Consider the following 20,066-nt stretch of genomic DNA (forward strand, 5'->3'; position numbering starts at 1 on the left):
ATGAATATTACAGAGTTAATAAAAAAAGATAAAGAGTTAAATAATTTTATTGAAAAAGCTCCAGTAGAAAAAAGATCACTTTTAACTGGAGTAAATTCAGGTGCTTTTGCTGCTGTACTGATGCAAATGCTAAGAGCTTGGCAGCAACCGCTGATTTTAGTTGAAGATAATGAAGAGAAGGCGCAGACGCTTTTAGATGAATTAGGAAACTTGTTGCCCGATGACATGGTATTTAGTTTCCCAGTTGATGCTACAATTGCTACCCAAACGGCTGTTGCGTCTCCGGACGAACTTAGTCAAAGATTGCAGACTTTAGAGTTTTTAGCTGAAAAGAGAGCGGGAATTGTTGTAGTAACGCCTCAAGCTTTACAGTACAAGTTGAGTGATCCAAGAGATTTTACTAAGGCAAAAAAAGTATTTAAGCCTGAGGCAGAATTCGACTTAGATAAGTTAACTGAATGGCTTACGCAGGCAGGATATCGCAGAGAAAGCATTGTAGCCCGTCCTGGAGAATTTGCTCGTCGAGGAGATATTCTTGATATTTATCCTTTGGATCAAGAGAATCCGATTCGAATTGAATTCTTTGGGGATGAGGTTGATACCGTAAAAGAATTTGATGCAGCTACACAGCGTAGTTTGGAAGAAAAAGACAGTATTTCAATTGGGCCAGCTCTAGATCGAGTATTTTCACCACATAATTTTCAAGAAGCAGTAGAAAAAATAAAGCAGGATATGAGCGAATCAATTGCTGAAGAAGAGAGTGTTAAAAATCATTTTGTTAAAGCAATTGATTTACTAGAAGCTGGTGGTTTGCCGGATAACTATGCCTTTTTAATTGATTATTTACTTCCGCGATCTTTCAATTTGATTGATTATTTAGATAAAGATGGCTTGCTGTTGTTTGATGACTGGCAGTCCATTAAAAAGAATGTGGCTGATGTGGATGCTCAAAATGAAGCTTTTATTTCCGAAGAAATAAAAGCTGGAGCAATGCTGAATAGTCAAAAATTACGCCATAGTTTTGAGCGAGTTGTTCAAAGATCAAAGCAAGCCCAGATTTTATTTTCGCTTTTCCAAAAAGGGATGGGACGATTAAAGTTTGATCAAATTCTTAACTTTACCACACGAGAAGTTCAACAATTCTTTAGTCAAATGCCTTTGATTAAAAGTGAGCTAACAAGATTTTCTAATGAGGGAAATACGGTTATCTTACAAGCTGATTCGGAAACTCGTGCCAAGCAAATCGCACAAAATTTAGTTGATTATGGTGTTGATATTCCAGTTGTAAAAGCAGATCAGCTTTTATCAAATAAAGCTCAAATAACTGTGGGTAATTTTGCACATGGTTTTGCTTTGCCTAGTTTAGATTTGGTTTATTTAACTGAGCGAGAATTATTCAATCAAAGACCTCATCATCGTAAGCGTGTTAAGACTCTTGAAAATGCTCAACGCTTAAGAAACTATAATGAATTAAAGCCAGGCGATTATGTTGTTCATGTCAATCATGGTATTGGACGGTTTGAAGGAATTAAAACCTTAGATGTAGATGGTAAAAAACGTGACTATATCACTATTACTTATCAACATCATGATCAGCTATTTGTCCCTGCTGACCAATTAGGTTTAGTACAAAAATATGTGGCTTCTGAAGGCAGAGTTCCTCATATTAATAAATTGGGGAGCTCTGAGTGGACTAAGACTAAAAAACGGGTTCAGTCAAAAGTTGAAGATATCGCAGATGATTTGATTGAACTGTACGCAAAACGTGAATCTGAAAAAGGATTTGCTTTCAGTCCGGATGATGATTTACAAAAAGAATTCGAAGATGCTTTCCCGTACCCTGAAACTCCAGATCAGCTTCGTTCAATTAGAGAAATTAAGGCTGATATGGAAAGTCCGAAGCCAATGGATCGACTGTTAGTGGGAGATGTAGGCTTTGGTAAAACTGAAGTTGCCTTGAGAGCTGCTTTTAAAGCAATTCGGGATGGAAAACAAGTTGCCTTTTTAGCACCAACTACTATTTTGGCACAGCAACATTTTGAAACCATGCAAGATCGCTTTAAAGATTTTCCAGTAAATTGTGCGCTTTTATCACGTTTTCAAACTCCTGCTGAAGTTAAGGAAATAATTGAAGGCGTAAAAAGTGGCAAGATTGATATGGTTGTTGGAACACATCGCTTGCTCTCAAAAGATGTTCAATTTAAAGACTTGGGCTTGTTAATTATTGATGAGGAACAGCGATTTGGGGTTAAGCATAAGGAACGACTAAAAGAATTAAAAGCAAACATTGATGTTTTGACTTTGACTGCTACTCCAATCCCCCGTACTTTGCATATGTCGATGGTAGGAGTAAGAGATCTTTCAGTGATGGAAACTCCGCCTACTAACCGTTATCCAATTCAGACTTATGTTATGGAAGAAATGCCAAGCATTGTCCGTGAGGCAGTTCTTAGAGAAATGAAGCGTAACGGGCAAGTATTTTTCTTACATAATCGGATTGATGATATCGATAAAGTTGTTAGTCGACTAGAAGAACTGATTCCAGAAGCTAAAATTGAATATATCCATGGCCGTATGAGTGAAAACCAAATGGAAGATATTATGTATCGTTTTTCAAAAAACGAATTTGATATCTTGGTAACAACAACAATTATTGAAACTGGGGTTGATATGCCAAATGTTAATACTATGATTGTTGAAGATGCAGATCATTATGGGTTAAGTCAGCTATATCAATTACGTGGTCGAATAGGTAGAAGTGCCCGTTTAGCCTATGCTTATTTTCTTTATCAACCCAATAAAGTCTTAACTGAAATTGGTGAGAAACGACTTAGTGCAATCCGCGACTTTACCGAATTAGGATCAGGCTTTAAAATTGCTATGCGTGACTTATCAATTAGAGGGGCCGGTAATATGCTGGGAAAACAGCAGCATGGATTCATTGATAGTGTCGGCTATGATTTATATGCTCAAATGCTAGACGAAGCAATTAAGAAACGTAAAGGTAAAAAAGTTGGTGTTAAGTCTAATGCAGAAGTGCAATTTGATTTGGAAGCATATATTCCCGATGATTATATTGCAGATCAAGAACAAAAAATTGAATTCTATAAGAAAATTAAGGGGATCAATGATCAAAAAGAGGCGGACAATATTGCAGATGAATTAATTGATCGCTTTGGTGATTATCCACTTGCTGTAGAAAATCTTTTGAATGTATCTACAGTTAAGGCAGATGCAGATTTAGCTCAAGTTGTATCTCTTACTCAAAAATCAAATGATAAGTTGCAAGTCATTTTTAATAATCAGGCTAGTGAGGAATTAGAAGGACCAAATATTTTTAAGGCCCTAGAACATGTATCTCTAAGAGCACGAATTAATATGGATCCGCAAAAGAGATTGAACGTAATGCTTGAGCTTGAGAAAAATATGAGTACTAGACAATTATTTAATGAGCTTCATACATTCTTAGAAGCAGCTAGTGAGATTGTTCAAAAATAAGGAGAAAAAAGTAATGAGAATCGATAAGTTTTTAAAGGTATCTAGATTAGTTAAAAGACGTACTGTTGCTAAAGAAATGGCTGATCAAGGAAGAGTAAAAGTTAATGACCGAGTAGTAAAATCTAGCTATGATGTTAAACTGGGCGATGTTATTGAAATCGGATTCGGTACAAAACAATTAAAAGCTCGTGTTCTTGACTTAAGAGAAACAACTAAGAAGGCAGAAGCCAGCGACTTGTATGAGTTAATTGATTAATGACAAGGGAAGAGTAAGGTGTTATATTAATACCAAGTGGTGATATAATTAAGATTTAGAATATTAACGAAAAGGCAGGGACATCCGTATGCAAAGAGGGCCACGACTTTATAATGCCTTAAGCGATGAAGAACGCCTAGCACGTTTGCGACGTAAAGCAGCTAGAAAAGAAAAAGAGGTTCATCGCGTAAGGAAGAACCGAATTATTGCTTGTTTTGCAATTGCAATTTTGATTTTTGGGCTGCAACTAATTATGGTTCATGTGCAAACTGGTAGAATTAATAGTCAAATTCAAACTAACAAAGCAGAGTTAAACCAAGTTAACAAAACTAATAAAAAATTAAAATCACAGGTTGCAGACTTAAAAGATCCTGATTATGTGGCTAAGGTAATTCGCTATAAGTTCTATTATTCTAAATCTGGTGAATCAATTTATACTCTTCCTGAAAAAGAGGAGGATTATTAGTGAAATTTCTAATTGGATTAAGGCTCAATGCTAAAGTGAATAATATTACTAAACTTGGAATTTTTGTAACTTTACCACATCGACATCATGGTTTGATTTTTCATAAAGACTTCGGTGATAAGTGGGAAAGTGTTAAAAAGAAGTATAGTATTGGAGACGAAATCCGTGTTGTTGTGATCAATAATCATGAAGGAAAAATTTCTCTATCATTGAGTCAGGTAAATAATCCTGATTTAGTTGATCCAACTAATGAATTTAAAGATAGTAAAGATTTCACTGCACTAGCTAAATTGTTAGAAGAATCTACTGATAAAATAGCTAATTTAAAAAATCAATTGAATTTAAGTGACCGATAGTGGTCACTTTTTTAATCTAAAAATGACAAAATTTACAACTTTTTTTACTGAAAATAATATTGAAATAAAAAACAAAAAATTTTTACTGGCTGCAAGTGGTGGTCCAGATTCAGTAGCATTACTGAAAATGTTAGTTGATTTTTTACCTAATCCGACTGAGCAATTGATTGTTGCACATTTGGACCATTGTCTAAGAGATGATAGCTTTTTAGAAAGTCAACTTTTACAAAAATTAACCGCAGACTTTAAAGTAAAGCTAGTAGAAAAAAAGTGGCCAGTTGAACTTCATCCGCAAACTGGAGTTGAAGCAAAAGCCCGAGAGTATCGTTATGCATTCTTACGGGATGCTGGAAGGAAGTATAAAACTGATTATCTTTTAACAGCACATCACGGGGATGATTTAATTGAAAATATTTTATTGAAGTTTATTCGCTCTGGGGATGTGGCTGAAATGAATAGTCTTCAAATTGTGGGAAATCTCGGTTCAATGAAATTATTGCGCCCTCTAGTTAAATATTCAAAAGATGAACTATTGAAATATGATAAGGACAACCATCTTAATTTCATTGAAGATAAAACTAATTTTGAAGATGACACTTTAAGAAATCGTTTGAGACATCATGTTGTTCCATTATTAAAGAAAGAAACCAATCATTTAGTTAAAAATGCTAACCATTTTAGTGAGAGTGTAGCGTTACTTTCAAAGTGTCAGAGAGATTTTTTTGATAGGTTACCTTCTCCAATAAGCTTTAGTAAAGCGCTACGAGGTAAAAAGGAAGATATAGCTCAATTAAATGCACACGAAGTGGGAGCTTTTTTTGATTATTTAATCTACAAAAAGTGGCATCAAAGAATCCATTTTGATGAAATTGACTTGAATAAAAATGTGATTTTCAATAAAGAAAATTTTCAATTACTTTTTTATCAAAAATATTACTATTTGATTAATAGAAATGAATTAGCTGTAATTGATCCTAAAAGAAAACTAGTTAAATTAAATGAAAAATTTTCTTTGAATGGGAAAAATTATTTGATTACCCATGATGAAAAGTCACAAAAATTAGCTGGTTATTTTTATGGCGAAAAAGCGGAATTTTTAGAAGTAGGAAGTTTGCCTCAAGGTAGTACATTAAAGTTAGCGACAGGAAAAAAAACTAAGGCTAAGAAAAAATTTGCTGAAAATGGGATTCCACTGGTCTTAAGGCCGTATTGTTTGACAGTGTGGCAAAAAAATCCGGTCTATGTTGAGCGTGTTTATAAAAATCAAGAATACAATTCTAATTTTGTACGCTATAATGTATATATTTATCCTTAAGTTTATGCAAAGTTCTATGGTAAACGCATAATTTGTGGTAAAATCGTTGGAGTAATTCCAAGAAGTTTCGCGGAGGTTAATAGATGAAAAATAGAAGAAATAGGCTGCTTTCTAACGGTCTTTTCTATATCATAGTATTCGTGATCCTCTTGGCTGGAATCAATTGGGCCGTAGGTGGCTCTGGTAGTAATGGTTCCACAGAAAATATCCGTTATTCTCAACTAGTGAAAGATTTAAAGGCGGGTAAAGTCAAGAGTATCAATATCCAACCATCTAATGGTGTATATACGGTTACTGGATCTTATAAGAAAGCTCAAAAGTCAAATAATCAAAATAATAATGGATTTGGACTAATTCCAAGTTCACCAAGTAGTAATGAAGTAACCCGATTCAGTACTACGATGCTTCAAAATGACTCAATGGTTAAGACAGTTTCAAATCTTGCCCAAAAGAGTGGAGCATCGATTTCTGGACAAGGTGAATCTCAATCTGGAACTTGGATCTCTACGATTGTGATGCTTGTTCCAACTTTGATTTTTATTGTTATGCTTTGGATGATGATGAATCAAGGTGGACAAGGTCGTGGAGGCGGCATGATGAACTTCGGTAAGTCTCATGTTAAGCCACAGGATCCAAGTAAAAATAAGGTTAGATTCTCAGATGTAGCTGGAGAAGAAGAAGAAAAGCAAGAATTAGTTGAAATTGTTGAATTCTTAAAGAATCCAGCAAAATATACTAAACTAGGTGCTCGAATTCCAGCTGGGGTTCTTCTTGAAGGACCTCCAGGTACTGGTAAAACTTTACTGGCACGTGCAGTTGCTGGGGAAGCTGGCGTACCATTTTATTCAATTTCTGGTTCAGATTTTGTGGAAATGTTTGTCGGTGTTGGTGCCTCACGTGTGCGTGATTTATTCGAAACAGCTAAGAAAAATGCACCAAGTATCATCTTTATTGATGAAATTGATGCTGTTGGACGTAAACGTGGTAACGGGGTAAGTGGCGGACATGATGAAAGAGAACAAACTTTAAACCAATTACTGGTTGAAATGGATGGTTTTGAAGGTGATGAAGGTGTCATTGTTATGGCAGCTACTAACCGTTCCGATGTTCTTGATCCAGCGCTTCTTCGTCCTGGTCGTTTTGACCGTAAAGTTTTAGTTGGTCGTCCAGATGTTAAAGGACGTGAGGCTATTTTGAAGGTTCATGCTAAGAATAAGCCTTTAGCTCCTGATGTTGATCTAAAAGAAGTGGCACGTCAAACTCCTGGATTCGTTGGTGCTGATCTTGAAAACGTTTTAAACGAAGCTGCTTTAGTTGCTGCTCGTCGTAATAAGACTGAAATTACCGCTTCTGACATTGACGAAGCTGAAGACAGAGTTATTGCTGGACCAGCTAAAAAAGATACTGTTATTTCTCCAGAAGAAAGAAAACGTGTTGCCTACCACGAAGCAGGACATGCAATTGTTGGATTGGTTCTTAGTGATTCAAGAACTGTTCGTAAGGTTACAATTGTTCCTAGAGGCCGTGCTGGTGGATATAACATTATGCTTCCAAAGGAAGATGAAAACATCATTACTAAGAAGCAATTGATGGAACAAGTTGCTGGTTTAATGGGTGGTCGTGCTGGTGAAGAAGTAGTTGTGGGTGATAAGTCTACTGGTGCTTCAAACGACTTTGAACAAGCAACGAACATTGCTCGAGGTATGGTTACTCAATATGGTATGACTGATGTTGGTATGACTGAACTTGAATCTCCAAGTATGCAATCACCTTATGGAACTAAGCCATATAGTGAAGCTACAGCTGCTAAGATTGATGAAGCAGTTAAGGAAATTCTGGATGAGGGTCATAAACAAGCAGTTGATATCATTAAGAGCCATCGTGAAACTCATAAGATTATTGCTGAAGCCTTACTCAAGTACGAAACTTTAAATGAAAAACAAATTCTTTCATTATTCAAGACTGGTAAAATGCCTGAAAATGATGAAAATGAATTTCCAAGCGAGTCTAAAGCTTCAACTTATGAAGAAGCAAAAGCTGCAATGGAAAAGAAGGATCAACAAAGAGAAGAAACTGAAAATAAGGATGATAAAGAAGATATTCATCCACTTCCTGATGATCATAAGAATATTGATAATATTCCACTTAATCCGCCATCTGAAAAGAATGAATCTGATGATCACAATTCAGATAAAAATAAGGATGAGTAAGAGTTTATTGTAAGAGTAATGTTTAAACTCCTTTCTAATACTGAAATTACAGATTTTAGAAAGGAGTTTTTTGGTATTAAGAATGAAATATTTAAGTAAAAAAGAAAAAAAGATTTTAAAGATAAGCCTAATAAGTTGTTTAACAACTATAGTTCTCTTTTTCCTTTTATCTACTTTGACAGATTGTAATCCAATCTTTGGAGGAGTTCTGTATAGTGGGGATTTACCAAATCAATATTTGTCCTTCTTTCAATATTATCGTCATTTAATGCTCGGTAATTGGAGTAGTGCAGGATTTAGTTTTCTCAATGGTTTGGGTGGAGATATGGCCGGAAATATTGGCTATTATCTTCTTAGCCCACTCAATTTTGTTGTGTTCCTTTTCCCAGCAAGTAAAATGAATATTGCTGTGTATATTATTATCCTGATCAAATTAGGTTTAATGAGTGGAACCTTTACTTGGCTGACTTTGAAATGGTTTAAGTTTAAGTATCAAGCATATCCTGTCTTTTTAGGAATTGCTTATGGCTTGAGCGGATATTCGATTGCCTATGCTGGAAATGTAATGTGGTTTGATGGTTTAGTCTTACTTCCGTTAATTTCCTATGCATTGATCAGAGGAATCAGGAAGAATGTTTGGCTGGCTTACAGTGTTTTGCTAGCATGTGCTATCATTTTTAATTACTATATTGGCTACATGATTTGTATCTTTTTAGTAATATTGTTTTTGGCATATACAGTTAACAATTTTGAAAATCGCAAAACTTTTCTTCATCAATTTACTGGTTTTGCAATTAGTTCAATCATTAGTGGGTTAATCAGCGCAGTAGTTATTCTGCCAACTTTCTTTAACCTTTCTAGCAATAAGTTATCTCAGGCAGACTTTAATTCTAATTTTGAAATTAAAACTTTAATTAGTGGTGGAAAAGCTGTTTCAAGATTATTTATTGGTGATACTTACAATGATTGGGCACCAATTTTTGTTGGTACGTTAGTTTTAATTGTATTTATTCTTTACTTTATTGATGGACGTAACTCCATCAAAGAAAGAATTACTAATCTAGTTATTGGACTATTTTTTGTGTTGAGTATTACTGTGCCAAAAATCTATCTCTTTTGGCATGGTGGGCAACAAACTATTGCTTATCCATATCGTTTTGGATTTATTATTGTATTCTGGTTCTTACTTTTGGCGGCAAAAGAGCTGTCTAACTTAAGTGAATATAGAAAAGAAAGTAAAAGAGAAAGACTTATTGCTGCTGGAATTTACTTACTTGTTAGTTTAGCAGCTGTATATATTCGTCGTAGAATTGGACCATGGAATGGTTATGCTTGGCTGGCAGTTGTCCTAGTAATTATATTTGGAATTTTAGTTTATTTCTCTGATAAAAGATTTGTCCGTGTAACTTTGTTATTAGTGGGTCTAGTTGAATTAGCTGGGAATGCCTATATTGGATTGAATCATTTAGGAATGAAGAGTGGGGCATACCCATCTTATGTCTCTGAAAATCAAAGTATTATTTCTCGAATTCCAAATTCTGATAAAACAGGTAGATTAGCTAAAAACTATGAGCTAAATAATGATCGCGGTGAGGGATACACTTTTAATTACCGGGGAATGGAAGAATTTTCATCAAATAATGATTCTCGCATTAGTTCATTATTGACTGATCTTGGTTTTTCAACTTTTCGTTATTTCTACTATTATCAAACAGGTACTGTAGTAACAGATGCTATTTTTAATGTAAAAACATTTATTAATAGTTCACTTTCTAATCAAAGTGTTTCACCAGAATACATTAGCTATGGTTTGAGAAATGATTTAAAGAACCATCCTGTGATTTTTAAACAGGGTGATAAGACAGTTTATCGAAATGAAACTCTACCATTTGCTTTTGCAGGTGGTTTAGCTAATAAGTTAAAATTCAAAGAAGAAAATCCCGTATATAATCAAAATTTAGTTTTAAATTCTTTAACTCAAACTAAGAAAGACGTTTTGAGTTATAGTTCTAAAGATGCTGAAATTAAATCTAAGAATGTGAATCTTAAATTTAAGAAGGGCAAGTTTAAAGCTAAGAGAACGTCAGACAACCCGGGTACAATAACATTTACATATAATAATTTGAAACCTGAGCAAGTCGGTTATATTCGTTTCAGTAAGAATTTAATGGACCAAATTGTGGTTTTGAATAGTTATCAAATGAAGCAAAATCCTAATTATTGCTTACCATTTACTGTTTCAATTAATGGTAAAGATGTCTATCTTCAACAGTACACAGATCAACTTATTGGAGTTCAAGCTGATAAAAACGGAAAACTGGCAGTGAAGATGACTTTAGACGGAAAGTCAAATGAAGTTGAGTTTAAATATCCACGTTTTGTGAATATTGATCAGACTGCACTAGAAAATAAAGTTAAAAAAGCTCAAAATAATCGCATGAAGTTTTCTGCGTTTAGGGATAGCTATGTAGCTGGAATAGTAAAGACTGATAAAAATGAAAACTTAGCAACCACCATTCCTTATAGTAAAGGATGGCGAGCAGAAGTGGACGGAAAACCAGTTAAAATTAATCGAACTTTGAAAGTGTTTATTGGCTTAAAATTAAAGCCGGGAACTCATCAAATAACTTTCAAATATAGAACACCTGGTTTAGTCATCGGTGCTTTACTAAGCATTATCGGTATTATTGCCTTAGCTGTATATACGTTCTATCTAAAGAAAAATAAAACATCTATTAGTCAGAAAACTAATAAATAGGTGAAATAAAGATTGTACACCCCTCTAAAATTAGAGGGGTGTATTTAGAATTAAGGATAATAATGAAAAAGTTGAGTAAAGAAAAGAAAAATATTCTGAAACTGTGTTTGACAAGTTTTGGAATAACTATAGCGATTTTCCTAATTGTATCTAGTTTGGCAAATTGTAATCCGTTTTTAGATGGAGTTTTATGGGGCGGAGATTTACCAGATGAATATCTGTCATTTTTTCAATATCTTCGTCGTTTGATTTTAGGAAACTGGAATAGTCTGCAATTTAGTTTTGCTAATGGATTGGGTGCAGATATGGCCGGAAACATTGGTTACTATCTGGCTAGCCCATTGAATTTACTAATTTTATTATTTCCAGCTAGTCAAATAAATTTAGCCCTCTATGTAATAATTGTTATCAAATTAGGCTTGGCTAGTGCTGCATTTACGTTTTTAATTTTAAAATTTTTCAATTTTAAAAATCAGATCTATTCAGTTTTTCTTGGAATTATTTATGGATTAAGTGGGTACTGCATTGGATATGGAGCAAATTTAATGTGGCTCGATGGAGTAATCCTATTACCATTAATTATTTATGCTCTGGTCAAAGGTTTGGTTGAAAGACGTTGGGCTCTTTATACTGTTTTACTAGCATGCGCCATAATTTTTAACTATTATATTGGCTACATGATTTGTATCTTCATGGTAATTGCCTTTTGTGCTTATACAATCAATAATTTTAAGAGTAAAAAAATATTCATCCAGCAAATAGTTGATTTTGTAATAAGTTCACTAATTAGTGGATTAATTAGTGCTGTCATTACCTTGCCAACATGGATGAATTTATCTAATAATAAATTTGCTGAACATACTATCAATGAGGGTTTTAAGCTAAGCCTAGTTTCTTCAATTGCCAAAAGTATATCTGCTTTATTTATGAAAAATACCTTTAATGGGTCACCGCTTTTATTTATTGGTACTTTGGCAATAATTGTTTTCATTTTATATTTTATTGATAATAAGAATTCAAAAAAAGAAAGAATTACTAACTTAGTGATTGGCTTAGTTTTTCTACTAAGTTTGGTTCAAACAAAAATATATCTTTTCTGGCATGGAGGACAAAAACCAGTTGGTTTTCCATATCGGTTTAGTTTTATTATTATCTTTTGGATTTTATTATTAGTTGCAAAAGAACTAGCAAGTTTCGATTTAAAGAAAAAACAACTCCTGTTAGCAGCTGGAAGCCTATTTATTTTGGGACTTTTGGTGACTGTCTTAAGGTTGCACTATGGGAAATACGACATTTATATGTTGGTTTCTCTTGGCTTAATTATTTTGTTTAGTCTTTTACTTTATTTTTCAGACCATAAATCATCTCGTCTCCTTTTAGTGATGGTAGGAGTAATAGAAATTGCTATTAATAGTTATCTCACTTTAGATGGAATAGGGATGAAAAGTAATATATATTCTAATTATGTAACTGAAAACCAAGAGTTATTTGATCGTTTACCAGCCAATGTTAAAAGTAAAAGAATAGCCAAAAATTACTTTTTAAATAATGATCGCGGCGAAAGCTACGCATTTAACTATAAAGGAGCAGAGATTTTTTCTTCTAATAATGATCCAAAAATTAGTAAATTGTATGCTAACTTAGGGTTATCAGCATATGGTTATTATTATTTCTATAAAACCGGGACGGTAGTGACTGATGCTATTTTTAATATTGGTGGTTTTATTGATAATTCCTTACCAAGTCAAAGTATCTCCCCAGAATATATTAGTTATGGGCTGAGAGATGATTTGAAAAATAATCCGATTTTATTAAAAGAAAAGCAGTACACAGCATATCGAACTGATACATTGCCACTTGTTTTTGCTGGTAACTTATCTAATAATTTAAAATTCAAGAGTAACGATCCTGTTTATAATCAAAATCTAGTTTTAAATTCGCTAACTCAAACTCAAGGAAATGTCTTAACTTATAGTCTAAAATCTGCAAATATTAAAGTAACTGATAGTAAGTTAAGTCAAGAAAAGAGGAAGTTTACGGTAACTCGGACATCTGATAAAGAAGGAAGTGTAACTTTTACTTTTGATGGTTTGAGACCAAAAGAGACGGCTTATATCCAATTTGGTAAAGATTTAATGGGGTTTGCGGATCCACTAACTACTTATCATGCAAGGCAGGATGGAAATAATAAGCCTGAATTAAGTATTACCGTTAATAAAAAAGATGTTCGACTTCAACCACAAGTTAAGCAATTAATTGGTGTTCAAGCAAATCAAAAAGGCCAGATCCAAATTAAATGGAGACTAGCAGGAAATAAACGGATTCTGACTAGTGAAGTGCCACGTTTAGTAAATATTAATTCAACTTTATTGAAATCCAAAATTTCACAAGTTAATAATAAAAAACAGATGCACTTAAGAACTTTTAGAGATAATTATCTATCAGGAAAAATAAATACCACTAAAAATGAAAATCTGGTAACTACTATTCCATACAGTAGGGGTTGGAAAGTAAAAGTAGATGGTAAACCAGTTAAGGTTAGCCGAACTTTGGATGTATTTATTGGTTTAGATATGAAACCTGGCAAGCATACTGTAGTAATGAAATATAGGACTCCTGGATTGCTAATTGGAGTTATAACAAGTATCATAGGTATAATCTTACTAGTGGTATTTAATGGGTACTTGGAAAAGAAAAAGTATTAGTCAAAGAATAAAGTCTATAATTTATAGGCTTTATTTTTTAGGAGATAAAAATGAAAGATTATTTAGTAAAAGCAATTGATAAAACTAAGAATTTACGATTAATTACGGTTGATGCTAAAGATTTAGTAAGTGAAGCACAAAAAAGACATGACACCTGGAGTGCATCTTCAGCTGTACTTGGAAGAACGCTTATTGGTGGATTGCTCTTGTCAGCAGCTTTATTGAAAGATAAAGATGAATTAACCGTTAGATTACTTGGAAATGGTCCAGTAGGAGCAACTATTGTAACAGCAAAAGCTGATTTAACAATTAAAGGATATATTCAAAATCCTCATATAGCACTTCCACCTAAAAAAGATGGACATATCGATGTAGCAAAAGCTGTTGGAAAAGGGTGGCTTGAGGTGACCAAGGATCAAGGCTTAAAGGAGCCATATACAGGTCAAGTTCCGATTGTTAGCGGGGAGATTGCAGAAGATTTTACATATTATTTAGCTAAATCTGAGCAAATTCCTTCAGCTGTTGGTTTATCAGTATTTGTTGAGCCTAATAATGAGATTGGGGCTGCTGGTGGATTTATTTTGCAGGCATTACCTGGAGCTACTGATGAACAATTAGCTGAAGTTGAAAAGAGAATTAAGGCTTTACCTAATCTTTCTACTTTATTTTTAGATGGGATGACACCTGAAAATTTGGCAGAGAGAATTCTAGGGACTGATTGTAAAATTTTAGCTAAAGAGGATGTTTCTTTTGCTTGTGATTGTTCGAAAGAAAAATATAGTCAAATCTTAGCTACCTTAAAACCAGCGCAATTAAAAGAAATGATTGAGAAGGATCATGGCGCAGAGTTAGTTTGCCGCTTTTGTAAAGAAAAATATCATTTTACTGAAGATGAGTTAAAAGATGTTCTTAAGAAGGCAAATTAAAGTGGTGTGTAATGAAGAGTTTTGCTATGATATTAGGGTATTTGAAAGGGTGAGCAAGTGTGAAAAACGATAGTTGGAAAATTAGGGATGTTGAAATTCCTAATCGTGTAGTAGTTGCACCGATGGCTGGAATTTCAAATGCTGCTTTCCGAGTAGTATGTAAAGAATTTGGTGCAGGCTTAGTAGTTTGTGAAATGATTTCAGGTCATGGGATTATTTATCGCAATAAAAAGACCTTGGAAATGTTAACAGTTGATCCTCGTGAACATCCAATGAGTATTCAAATTTTTGGTGGTAGTGAAGAAACTTTAGTTGAAGCTGCCCATTATGTGGATACACATACAGCAGCTGATATTATCAATATTAATATGGGCTGTCCTGTACCAAAAGTAACAAAAACTGATGCAGGAGCTCGCTGGCTATTAGATCCAAATAAGATCTATCAAATGGTCCATGCAGTCGTTCGTAATGTAAGTAAGCCAGTTACTGTTAAAATGAGAACAGGCTGGGATCAAAAACATATTTTTGCTGTTGAAAATGCTTTGGCTGCTCAAGAAGCAGGCGCTAGTGCTGTTGCTATGCATGGTCGGACTAGAAAGCAAATGTACATGGGCGAAGCTGACTGGGAAACTTTGAAGGATGTAGCAGATGCTTTGACTATTCCTTTTGTTGGTAATGGGGATGTTACTACTCCTGAAAAGGCAAAAGCAATGTTAGAAGATGTTGGAGCAGATGCAGTGATGGTTGGTAGAGCGGCTTTAGGTAATCCATGGATTATTAAAGATATGGTTCACTATTTGGATACCGGCGAGAAATTACGTCCACAAACTGTTGAAGAAAAAGTTGAAACTGCTAAAGATCAATTAAATGGATTAATTGATCTTAAGGGAGAAAAAATTGCTGTTCCTGAATTTAGAAGACAAGCAGCTTATTATTTAAAAGGAATTCCCCGTTCAGCTCGAACCCGTGCTAAAATAAATGATGTTTGGACGAAAAAAGAAGTTTTTGACTTGTTAGATGATTTTGTGGAAAAATATGAAGCGAGACAAAAGCATATTAACTAATAAAAGGAGTTTTTAGAGTGGCAAAGAATGAAATGAACGACCAACTAATCGCTCGTCGTGAAAAAATGGACGAAATGCGTGAAAACGGTATTGAACCTTTTGGTGTAAGAAAATTTGATCGTCAAGACTTAGCTCGTACTTTGAATGAAAAGTATAGCAACGAAGATAAAGATGAATTAAATGCTGATATGCCTATGACTAAGATTGCAGGTCGTATGCTTGCAAAACGTGGTAAGGGTAAAGTTGGATTTGCAGATCTTTATGACCGTACTGGTAAGATTCAAATTTACGTACGTAAAGATATCGTTGGTGAAGATAACTACAAGATTTTTAAGAAGTCTGATATTGGTGACTTTTTAGGTATTGATGGTGAAGTGATGAAGACCGATACTGGTGAGTTGACTATTCGTGCTACTCACATTACTTTCTTATCTAAGGCTCTTCGTCCATTACCTAATAAATGGGATGGTTTAAAGGATGTTGAACAAATTTATCGTCAACGCTACCTTGACTTAATTACAAATCATGATAGTTATATGCGCTTTGTTCACCGTACTCAAATTATTCAAGCTATTCGTGACTATTTGAATAATAGAGATTTCTTAGAAGTTGAAACTCCAGTTCTCCACAATATTCCTGGTGGTGCTGAAGCCCGTCCATTTATTACCCACCACAATGCTTTGGATATTGATCTTTACATGAGAATTGCTTTGGAACTTCCATTGAAGCGTCTAATTGTTGGTGGTATGGAACGTGTTTACGAAATTGGCCGTGTATTTAGAAATGAAGGTCTTGATACTAAGCACAACCCAGAATTTACTGAACTTGAAACTTATGCAGCTTACTGGGACTTCCATGATGTAATGGATGAAGCTGAAGGAATCATTAGAGCAGCTGCTAAAGTTGTTTCACCAGATGGTAAGATTACTTACCAAGGAACTGATATTGACTTAGGTAAGCCATTCCGCCGTGTTCACATGGTTGATTTAATCAAGGAAAAGACTGGTGTTGACTTCTGGAAGCCAATGACTATTGAAGAAGCAAGAAAAGTTGCTGATGAACACAACGTTCACTATGAAAGCTACTGGAAGGTTGGTCACATTATTAATGCCTTCTTTGAAGAATTCGGTGAAGGATCAATTGTTCAACCTACTTTTGTTTATGGACACCCAGTAGAAGTATCACCACTTGCTAAGAAGAATGCTGATGATCCAAGATTTACTGATCGTTTTGAAATCTTCATTATGGGTGCAGAATATGGTAATGCATTCTCAGAATTAAATGACCCAGATGATCAACGTCATCGTTTCGAAGACCAAATGGCTGAAAGAGAAGCTGGTAATGATGAAGCGGATATGATTGATGAAGATTACCTTCGTGCTATGGAATTCGGTATGCCTCCTACAGGTGGTTTAGGTATTGGTATTGATCGTTTGGTAATGCTTTTAACTGATGCTCCTGCTATTCGTGATGTCTTACTCTTCCCAACTATGCGTCCAGAAAAGGTTGAAAGTGTTGAAGCAGAAGTTCAAGAAGATTTGAAGAAAAAGAACAAATAGTTTTTGCTAAATAGACTGTCGTAAATGACGGTCTATTTTTTTAATATTTTTTCAAAAAATACTTGCAATAAAAAGATGTTTTGCTATACTAATAAATGTACTGCGGAAGTAGTTCAGTGGTAGAACATCACCTTGCCATGGTGGGGGTCGCGGGTTCGAATCCCGTCTTCCGCTCCAGTATAAAAGACTCACCGAAGTGTGAGTCTTTTTTGTTATTCGGGATGTGGCTCAGCTTGGTAGAGCGCTACGTTCGGGACGTAGAAGTCGCAGGTTCAAATCCTGTCATCCCGATTGAATATTATTTTATTAAAAAGTTCGTCTTGGGTTAGAAAGACGAACTTTTTTGTATATAATGTTCATGAAAATATCAAATAGTTTACATTTACTAATTGTAAGTGATAATATATTTGTCTAAAGATTGTAATATGATCTTAAAAGAAGTAAGGCGGTGCAAAATGGAAAAATCGTATAGTGATAGTGCAAAAAATGTTCTTGAAATTGCTAAAGAACAAGCACAAAACTTTCACCATCGAATTATTGGAACAGAGCATGTTCTGCTTGCTTTAGTAATCGAAGCTAATGGAGATGCTGGGAAACTTTTGCGTGAAAGAAACGTAACACCAACCTTAGTGCGAGAAGAAATTGAAAGATATACTGGCTATGGTTCAAGTCCAAAGGCCACATATATGGAAATGTCCCCCCGCTTAAGTTTAGTTTTGAATTTTGCTAAACAAAAGGCTGACGAATTAGGGACTGCTCAAATTGAGACGAAACATATTTTGCTAGGTTTATTGGCTAGTGATCAAATTTTAGCAAGTTTAATTTTGAAAAATATTGGTGTAAATCCACGAGATTTAAGTCAGGATGTGAATGATAGTTTCATGGATGGTTATGGGGAGGAAGATAATACTTTGGGTATCTCTTCATCCACTGGCATAAAAAAAGGTAAGTCGTTGACTCCAAATTTAGATAAAGTTAGCGTGAACTTAAATAAAAGAGCACGTGAAGGTGCGATTGATCCAGTAATCGGTAGAGATAAAGAAATAAAAAGAGTAATTCAAATTTTATCTCGAAGAACTAAAAATAATCCTGTTTTAGTGGGAGAACCGGGTGTCGGTAAGACTGCAGTTGCACAAGGAATAGCTACTGCAATTGTAAATCATGAAGTTCCAGATACTCTAGCTAAAAAACGAGTTATGGCATTAGATATGGGAAGTTTAATTGCTGGAACTAAATATCGTGGTGAATTTGAAGATAGAATGAAGAAGATTCTAAAAGAAATTCAACGTGATGGTTCTGTCATCTTATTTGTTGATGAAATGCATACTTTGATTGGTGCAGGTGGAGCAGAAGGGGCAATTGATGCTTCGAATATCTTAAAGCCTTCATTAGCGCGCGGCGATATTCAAATGATTGGTGCTACTACATTTGATGAGTACCAAAAATATATTGAAAAAGATCAGGCCTTAGCAAGACGTTTCCAACAAGTAAAAATTGGTGAACCTTCAAAAGAAGAAACTGTGGATATTTTAAAAGGATTGCGTCCTAAATATGAAAAATTCCACAATGTAAAAATTGAAGATGAGGCAATTAATGATGCAGTTGAATTTTCAACACGTTATATTGCTAATCGGTTCTTACCCGATAAAGCTATAGATTTGATTGATGAAGCAAGTGCAGCTGTAAAAATTCAAGCAATCGGTAAAAGTGATCCTCGTCTAACTAAATTGGATACGCAAATTAATGATGTTATTCATCAGAAAGAACAAGCTGCAGAAAATCAAAATTTTGTTCAAGCAGCTAAGCTGCGGGATGAGGAAAATAAACTTACACAGAATCGGGATAAATTAATCGAAAAAGTAGAGAATAAAAACTCTAAAAAGTCGATTGTTGATTCTGATAAGATCGCTCAGATTGTATCGGAATGGACTGGTGTGCCCGTTACTAGAATGAAGAAGAGTGAAACTAAACGCTTAGCTCATTTAGAAAGTATTTTGCATGAACGTGTAATTGGACAGGACGCAGCCATTAGTGCCGTAAGTCGAGCAATTAGACGAAGTAGAAGCGGAATTAAGGATGAAAATCGTCCAATCGGTTCATTCTTATTCTTGGGGCCTACTGGTGTAGGTAAGACAGAATTAGCTAAAGCTCTTGCTGCAGCAGTTTTTGGCTCAGAACGAAATATTATTCGTGTAGACATGTCAGAATACATGGACCAAATTGCAACAAGCAAATTAATTGGTTCGGCACCAGGATATGTAGGATATGAAGAGGGCGGTCAGCTTTCAGAACGTGTAAGACGTAATCCATATTCAGTAATTTTATTGGATGAAGTAGAAAAAGCACATCCAGATGTGTTTAATTTATTGCTTCAAGTTTTGGATGAAGGATTCTTGACTGATTCTAAAGGAAGAAAAGTCGATTTTAGAAATACGATTATTATCATGACTTCTAACCTTGGTTCACGTAGTTTACAAGAAGATAAGACAGTTGGATTTGCGGCTGATAATGCTGATAAAAATAAACTCCAACAAGAAAAAGTTACAGCAGCAGTTAAACAATTCTTCAGACCAGAGTTTTTAAACAGAATTGATGAAACAGTTGTCTTTGATAGCTTAACTAAGAAGCAATTGCGCGAAATTGTTAGCTTGATGACTGGTCATTTAGTAGATCGTTTAGCTAAAAAAGACGTAACCTTAAAGATTTCACCAGCCGCTTTAGATGTATTAGCTAAAGATGGATTCGATCCAGAGATGGGCGCCCGTCCATTACGTCGTGCAATTCAACATGAACTTGAGGATGTAATTGCTGAAGATTTAATTAGTGAAAAAATTAAGGCTGGTCAAATTGTAAAAATTGGAGCCCATCAGGGTAAATTAAAATTTACAATTGTTGATAAAGAGAAAACTTTAGTTAAAAATTAGTTTTTTGACAAATTGGTAATATAAGTGTA

Annotated in this window: 12 protein-coding genes and 2 tRNA genes; all 14 read left to right on the top strand. The window is 34.6% G+C overall.

All coding sequences use genetic code 11. The annotated features are described in order from the left end of the window. Positions 1-3,498 carry a transcription-repair coupling factor gene (gene mfd, locus Q9R40_RS07180; protein WP_304677020.1) on the top strand — a complete coding sequence of 1,166 codons (3,498 nt, stop codon included), beginning with the start codon at positions 1-3 and terminating at the stop codon, positions 3,496-3,498. 13 nt (positions 3,499-3,511) lie between these two features. Further along, a complete protein-coding gene (locus tag Q9R40_RS07185; protein WP_004898904.1) occupies positions 3,512-3,754 on the top strand; it encodes an RNA-binding S4 domain-containing protein in 243 nt (80 codons plus the stop codon). Positions 3,755-3,842: 88 nt separating this feature from the next. Further along, positions 3,843-4,220, top strand: coding sequence for a septum formation initiator family protein (locus tag Q9R40_RS07190; RefSeq protein ID WP_004895915.1), 378 nt, complete (start codon positions 3,843-3,845; stop codon positions 4,218-4,220). After that, positions 4,220-4,576, top strand: a complete 357-nt coding sequence (locus tag Q9R40_RS07195; protein WP_304677021.1) for a S1 RNA-binding domain-containing protein — start codon at positions 4,220-4,222, stop codon at positions 4,574-4,576. The genes Q9R40_RS07190 and Q9R40_RS07195 overlap by 1 nt, the downstream gene beginning before the upstream one ends. Before the next feature lie 22 nt (positions 4,577-4,598). After that, positions 4,599-5,891 carry a tRNA lysidine(34) synthetase TilS gene (gene tilS / locus Q9R40_RS07200; protein ID WP_304677022.1) on the top strand — a complete coding sequence of 431 codons (1,293 nt, stop codon included), beginning with the start codon at positions 4,599-4,601 and terminating at the stop codon, positions 5,889-5,891. Positions 5,892-5,974: 83 nt separating this feature from the next. Then, on the top strand, positions 5,975-8,101 hold the full coding sequence (gene ftsH, locus Q9R40_RS07205) for an ATP-dependent zinc metalloprotease FtsH (RefSeq protein ID WP_297937950.1): 2,127 nt from the start codon (positions 5,975-5,977) through the stop codon (positions 8,099-8,101). 70 nt (positions 8,102-8,171) lie between these two features. After that, positions 8,172-10,859 (top strand): YfhO family protein, encoded by a 2,688-nt coding sequence (locus Q9R40_RS07210; protein WP_297937952.1) that lies wholly within the window; start codon positions 8,172-8,174, stop codon positions 10,857-10,859. A 62-nt stretch (positions 10,860-10,921) separates the two neighbouring features. Continuing rightward, complete coding sequence (locus Q9R40_RS07215; RefSeq protein WP_304677024.1) at positions 10,922-13,564, top strand: YfhO family protein; 2,643 nt, start codon at positions 10,922-10,924, stop codon at positions 13,562-13,564. A 50-nt stretch (positions 13,565-13,614) separates the two neighbouring features. Then, the gene (gene hslO / locus Q9R40_RS07220) at positions 13,615-14,490 is read left to right on the top strand and encodes an Hsp33 family molecular chaperone HslO (RefSeq protein ID WP_004898919.1); all 876 of its coding nucleotides are present in this window, start codon (positions 13,615-13,617) and stop codon (positions 14,488-14,490) included. 59 nt (positions 14,491-14,549) lie between these two features. After that, entirely contained in the window at positions 14,550-15,554 is a 1,005-nt protein-coding gene (gene dusB, locus Q9R40_RS07225) for a tRNA dihydrouridine synthase DusB (protein WP_304677025.1), read from the top strand. Between the two features lie 17 nt (positions 15,555-15,571). Further along, positions 15,572-17,113, top strand: coding sequence for a lysine--tRNA ligase (gene lysS / locus Q9R40_RS07230; protein ID WP_011161471.1), 1,542 nt, complete (start codon positions 15,572-15,574; stop codon positions 17,111-17,113). Between the two features lie 102 nt (positions 17,114-17,215). Next, a tRNA-Gly gene (locus Q9R40_RS07235) sits at positions 17,216-17,290 on the top strand. A gap of 40 nt (positions 17,291-17,330) precedes the next feature. Then, positions 17,331-17,404: transfer RNA gene (locus Q9R40_RS07240), tRNA-Pro, on the top strand. Between the two features lie 164 nt (positions 17,405-17,568). Further along, entirely contained in the window at positions 17,569-20,037 is a 2,469-nt protein-coding gene (locus tag Q9R40_RS07245; RefSeq protein WP_304677027.1) for an ATP-dependent Clp protease ATP-binding subunit, read from the top strand. The last annotated feature ends 29 nt before the right edge of the window (positions 20,038-20,066 follow it).

The organism is uncultured Lactobacillus sp. (genome assembly GCF_948948975.1).
In the GTDB taxonomy this organism is placed as follows: Bacteria; Bacillota; Bacilli; order Lactobacillales; family Lactobacillaceae; genus Lactobacillus.